A 2,443-nucleotide genomic window follows, 5' to 3' on the forward strand; every position below is an offset into this window, starting at 1 on the left:
TCCGCCACCCAGGCGGACCCGGATCGGCAGGATTGATCACGACATCACACAGGCCCTAGTTCCGCTGGCAGGTGGGACACCAGAAGAGGTTCCGGGCGGCGAGAGGCGCCGTGCGGATTTCGGTGGCGCAGAGGTGGCAGGGGAGTTGGGCGCGGCGGTAGACATAGACCTCGCCGCCGTGGTCGTCCACGCGTGGAGGGCGGTTCATCGCCTCCGGTGTGTGTTCCGGACGGACGGTGTCGATGCGGTTGTTGCGTACGCCCTCGCGCATCAGGGCCACCAGATCCGCCCAGATCGCGTCCCATTCGCGGCGGACGAGGTCCTTGCCCGCGCGGTACGGGTCGATGCCGTGCCGGAAGAGGACCTCCGCGCGGTAGACATTGCCGACGCCCGCGATCACCTTCTGGTCCATGAGCAGGGCGGCGACCGTCGTACGGGAGCGGGAGACGCGCGCCCAGGCCTTCTCGCCGTCGTCGGCGGGACGCAGCGGATCCGGGCCCAGCCGGTCGTGTATCGCCCGCTTCTCGGGCTCGGTGATCAGGGCGCAGGTGGTGGGGCCGCGCAGATCCATGTACGCCGTGCCGGAGGCGATCCGGAGCCGGACGGTGTCCGTGGGCGGCGGGGCGGGCGCGTCGCCGAAGGCGACCTTGCCGAAGAGCCCGAGATGGATATGGACCCAGCCGGTGTCCTCGCCGAAGCCGAGGAAGAGATGTTTGCCGTGGGCGTCCACGCTCTCGAAGACCCGGCCGTCGAGCAGGGCCGCGCTGTCGGAGAACTTGCCCTGCGGGCTGGTGACCCGTACCGCCCCGCCTCCGAAACGGTCGAGATGGTCCTCGGCGAGGCGGTGGATCGTATGCCCTTCGGGCACGGTTTCTCCTGATCGGTACGGGGCCTGGTGGACATGACGGCCGGCCCGCTCTGTACGGGGCCGGTCCGTACGGGGCCGGTCCGTACGGGACTGCCCTGCGCGGCGCCCGGTCCGTACAGACCCGCGGCATGGCGGTGCCGCCGGAATCCGCCCGGCGGCACGCGGTTCGGTCAGTCCTGCTTCGGGTGATGGGCCGGGATCGGCGGCAGTTCGTGGGTCGCCTCGTACTCCGTGAGCATCCCGATCCGGCGCGAGTGCCGCTCCGCGCCCGAGTACGGGGTCTTGAGGAACACCTCGATGAACGAGACCGCCTCGTCGCGGCTGTGCATACGGCCGCCGACGGAGATCACATTCGCGTTGTTGTGCTCGCGGCCGAGCGCCGCCGTCTGCTCGCTCCAGGCGAGTACGGCCCGTACTCCCCTGACCTTGTTCGCGGCGATCTGCTCGCCGTTGCCCGAACCGCCGATGACGACGCCGAGGCTGTCCGGGTCCGCGGCCGTGCGCTCCGCGGCGCGCAGGCAGAACGGCGGGTAGTCGTCCTCGGCGTCATAGATGTGCGGTCCGCAGTCGACGGGCTCGTAGCCGTGTGCGGTGAGCCACTCGACGAGGTGGTTCTTGAGTTCGAAGCCGGCATGGTCGGAACCGAGATACACGCGCATGGTCCGAGTGTGGCATGCGTAACGCCGAGTAGCGGTCAGCGGGGTCGTGGCCCGGCGCCGGTGCCGCGCGCCTGGACGAAACGCGCCTGGACGAAGGACGACTACGCCGTCAGTCCCGGCGGCCGATGAGCTTCCAGGCGGCCGGCAGCGCGCCCATCGCCAGCGCCGCCTTGAGCGCGTCACCGAGCAGGAAGGGCACCAGGCCCGCCGAGATCGCGGCACCGGGTGACATACCGGCGTAGACGGCCAGGTAGGGCACGCCGACCGCGTAGATGATCACGGAGCCCGCCACCATCGTCCCGGCCGTGCGGAGTACGGAACGGTCGCCGCCACGGCGGGCCAGCGCGCCCACCGCCGTGGCGGCGAGCAGCATGCCCAGGACATAGCCGAAGGAGGCACCGCCGGGACCGGAGGAACCGGCCGAGAACCACGGCATCCCAGCCGATCCGACCAGCGCGTAGACGGCGAGGGAGAGAAAGCCGCGCCGGGCGCCCAGGGAGGTGCCGACGAGCAGCGCGGCGAAGGTCTGACCGGTGACGGGAACCGGCGAGCCGGGGACCGGTACGGAGAGCTGCGCCGCGAGGCCGGTGAGCACGGCACCGCCGAGGACCAGGGCGATGTCCCGGGCGCGGGTGGCGGGAAGCAGATCGGCGAGGACCGCTCCGGTACGAGGGGCTGCAGCGGCAGTGGTCACGAGGGACTCCACGGTCGAGTATGGGCAGGAACGCAGGAAGCGCGGGGACGGGCCGACGCTAACCCAGTACTTCGTGCCGTTTCACCGTCGATCGTCCACAAAGCGAAGGTCAGAGGCTTGTCGAAGGTGGCACATCGTGCCACCGCGCACACGGCGCCGGGACCCGGAGGCCGGCGCGGCGGCGACGCGCGGCGGCACGGCGCTGCGGCGGGGGGGGGGGGG

At 71.3% G+C, this 2,443-nt stretch carries 3 protein-coding genes; all 3 read right to left on the reverse strand.

Annotation, left to right across the window (positions count from 1 at the left end; translation table 11 throughout):
• Nucleotides 1-55: 55 nt before the first annotated feature.
• A complete protein-coding gene (locus GA0115259_RS35790) occupies nucleotides 56-868 on the reverse strand; it encodes an Fpg/Nei family DNA glycosylase (RefSeq protein WP_093604565.1) in 813 nt (270 codons plus the stop codon).
• A gap of 170 nt (nucleotides 869-1,038) precedes the next feature.
• A complete protein-coding gene (locus tag GA0115259_RS35795; protein ID WP_093604567.1) occupies nucleotides 1,039-1,527 on the reverse strand; it encodes a ribose-5-phosphate isomerase in 489 nt (162 codons plus the stop codon).
• A gap of 109 nt (nucleotides 1,528-1,636) precedes the next feature.
• Nucleotides 1,637-2,221, reverse strand: coding sequence for a biotin transporter BioY (locus GA0115259_RS35800; RefSeq protein ID WP_093604569.1), 585 nt, complete (start codon nucleotides 2,219-2,221; stop codon nucleotides 1,637-1,639).
• Nucleotides 2,222-2,443: the final 222 nt, after the last annotated feature.

The sequence above is a fragment of the Streptomyces sp. MnatMP-M17 genome (assembly GCF_900091995.1).
In the GTDB taxonomy this organism is placed as follows: Bacteria; Actinomycetota; Actinomycetes; order Streptomycetales; family Streptomycetaceae; genus Streptomyces.

Coding starts and splice junctions, on each gene's coding strand:
- GA0115259_RS35795 (WP_093604567.1), bottom strand. CDS start 1,527: ATGCGCGTGTATCTCGGTTCCGACCATGCCGGCTTCGAACTCAAGAAC.